We start from the raw sequence: 2719 nt of genomic DNA, 5'->3' as shown, positions 1-2719 counted from the left end.
TAACGGATGGAGCGCGATATGCTACCGCCCCTGATAGGCGCGCTCCATCCACCGAAAACCCCAACGGGCCAACCGGGGCCGAACGCGGCGCAAAATCGCCGCGTGCGGCCCCATTTTCATATTGCGACAGGAGGAAACCATGCCCCATGACCGCATAGAGGGGCTGACCGTGTTCGTCCGCGTGGTGGAAACCGGATCGTTCAGCAACGCTGCACGGCTACTGAACATCACGCCATCGGCCATTTCCCGCAGCATCGCGCGACTGGAAAAGCGCCTGTCCACGCGGCTGTTCCAACGATCCACGCGGTCAATCGACCTGACCCATGCGGGCGAGGCCTATTTCGAACGCATCAGCCCGGTATTGCGGGAAATCGAGGCCGCCGATGCGGAAATAGGGTGTATCAGGACGATGCGGGGCCGGGTGCGATTGTCCCTGCCGTGCGAAATCGCCCCGCCGTTGCTCGACAGGATCACGACCGCATTCGTGCCGCTATTCCCGCAATTGCAATTGGAGGTCAGCATCAACGACCGCCATGGCCATGGCGATCACAATGTCGATCTGGCGATCCGCGCCGGTCCCGTCGAATCCGCAGGGCTGCATGAACATGACCTGGGTCAGATGACGCCGATCATGGTGGCCGCCCCTGCCTATCTGGATCGGATGGGTCGTCCGGCGACGCCTGATGACCTGCAGGCCCATGATCATCTGTCCCATGGCGGCTGCGACCTGCCGCAGGCGATCGATCTGGCCGACGGTTCGCGCCTGCAGCTGCCACGGGCGGGGTTCAGCGCCCATGACTGGGGCACGCTCCTGATCGCGGCGCGCAACGGGCTGGGCATCGCCCGCATGATGCACTGGGCGATCCGTGACGATCTGGGGGCAGGACGGCTGGTGCAGCTGCTGCCGGACGTCAGGATGCGTTCTCTGCCGCTTCGGGCCTATCACGCCCATGGGCGATCCGTGCCGCAACGCATCGGCGTGCTGCTGAACTTCATAGAAGAGCAGGTGCGCGAAAGCGAAATGGCCCGTCATGACAGGCGAAGCGGCTGATGATCACGATAAGGAAAACAAGCTGAAACAGGGGGAAATGGCGCACCCGGAACGATTCGAACGTCCGACCCTCAGATTCGTAGTCTGATGCTCTATCCAGCTGAGCTACGGGTGCGTTGGAGACGCGCTGATAGAAGCGGTCGAACGATTGGGCAAGCCCCTTTTTTGCACTTTTATGGCCTGGCAACTTTTATTGCCCTTTCCACGTTCAGACCGGCAGGAGGATGCGACGATGAGCTTCAATCTCAATATGCTTGCGCTGCTGCTTGTCATGCTGGCGATCGGCTGGATACTGGGCCTGATGATGAGCGGGCGCGGCAAATATCGTCGCCTGTGGCAGGACGAACAGGCCGTGCACCGCGCCGCCGTCAAGGACAGGGACGCGCGGATCGAGGCGGCCAATGTCCGCATCGCGGAACTGGAGCGGCAGCAGGCAGCGCCCATCGGCGCGGGCACGGCGACCGCGGTATCCGGCGCGGTGCATGGACGCGATGATCTCAGCCGAATCAAGGGCATCAGTCAGGCGCAGGAACTCGCGCTGAACGAGGCGGGCTATCACCGTTTCGGCCAGATCGCCGCGATCAACGCCGAACAGGAAGCGACGCTGGAGGCTCGGCTGGGCCTTGCGCCGGGCACAATCGGTCGGGAAGACTGGCGCGGACAGGCCGTCGAGCTGGACCGTGGCGAGAAGCCGGGCCTGTTCAGCCGCCTGACCGGTTAGAGCCGTTCTAACAGCGCTGGGCCACTCCATCGTGGGCAGACGTCAGCCATAATGAAAAAGGGCGGGGTTAATGCCCCGCCCTTTTGCTTACCCTTATTTCTTCGCCAGCGCGGCCTGCGCCGCCGCCAGTCGGGCGATCGGCACGCGGTAGGGCGACGCCGATACATAATCGAGGCCGGTCTGTTCGCAGAAGGCGATCGAGGCCGGGTCGCCGCCATGTTCGCCGCAAATGCCGAGCTTAATGCCGCTGCGGGTCGCGCGGCCACGCTCGGCGGCCAGTTCGATCAGCTGGCCCACGCCCTCCACATCGATGCTGACGAAAGGATCGCGGGCGAAAATGCCCTTGTCCACATATTGCGTCAGGAACCGGCCCGCATCATCGCGGCTGATGCCGATCGTCGTCTGCGTCAGGTCGTTCGTGCCGAAGGAGAAGAATTCGCCGACTTCGGCGATTTCACCGGCCTTCAGCGCGGCACGCGGCAGCTCGATCATGGTACCAACCAGATACTCGACGCTGCCGCCCTGTTCTTCGAACACTTCGGCCGCGACGCGATCGACGATCGCCTTCATCAGCTCCAGTTCCTTCTTGGTAGCGACCAGCGGGATCATGACTTCAGGGATCGGCGCGTCTCCGCTGCGCTGCTTGACGATCAGCGCCGCTTCGAAGATGGCGCGGGCCTGCATCTCGTAGATTTCGGGATAGGTCACGCCAAGACGGCAGCCACGATGCCCCAGCATCGGGTTGAATTCATGCAGTTCGGCGGCCCGGCGCTTGAGCGCTTCGACGCCAACGCCGGCGGCCTTCGCCACTTCCTCGAACTCCGCTTCGCCATGGGGCAGGAATTCGTGCAGCGGCGGGTCCAGCAGGCGGATGGTGACCGGCAGGCCCGCCATGGCGCGGAAGATGCCTTCAAAATCGCTGCGCTGCATGGGCAGCAGCTTGGCGA

Annotated in this window: 3 protein-coding genes and 1 tRNA gene; 2 read left to right on the top strand and 2 right to left on the bottom strand. The window is 63.4% G+C overall.

Features of this window, described 5'->3' with window-relative positions:
• Nucleotides 1-139: 139 nt before the first annotated feature.
• Nucleotides 140-1051 carry a LysR family transcriptional regulator gene (locus ACOJSJ_RS00020; protein WP_420142933.1) on the top strand — a complete coding sequence of 304 codons (912 nt, stop codon included), beginning with the start codon at nt 140-142 and terminating at the stop codon, nt 1049-1051.
• Nucleotides 1052-1089: 38 nt separating this feature from the next.
• Here ACOJSJ_RS00020 and ACOJSJ_RS00015 read toward each other — a convergent pair.
• Nucleotides 1090-1166 (bottom strand) — tRNA-Arg (locus ACOJSJ_RS00015).
• 117 nt (nt 1167-1283) lie between these two features.
• On the opposite strand from ACOJSJ_RS00015, the gene ACOJSJ_RS00010 reads away from it, so the two are divergent.
• On the top strand, nt 1284-1772 hold the full coding sequence (locus ACOJSJ_RS00010; RefSeq protein ID WP_420142932.1) for a hypothetical protein: 489 nt from the start codon (nt 1284-1286) through the stop codon (nt 1770-1772).
• A 93-nt stretch (nt 1773-1865) separates the two neighbouring features.
• Here ACOJSJ_RS00010 and ACOJSJ_RS00005 read toward each other — a convergent pair.
• On the bottom strand, nt 1866-2719 hold an 854-nt coding region (locus ACOJSJ_RS00005; protein ID WP_420142931.1), incomplete at its 5' end, for a putative PEP-binding protein.

This window comes from Sphingobium sp. (assembly GCF_048594625.1).
GTDB lineage: Bacteria > Pseudomonadota > Alphaproteobacteria > Sphingomonadales > Sphingomonadaceae > Sphingobium.
This window is presented reverse-complemented; position numbering and strand designations above follow the sequence as displayed.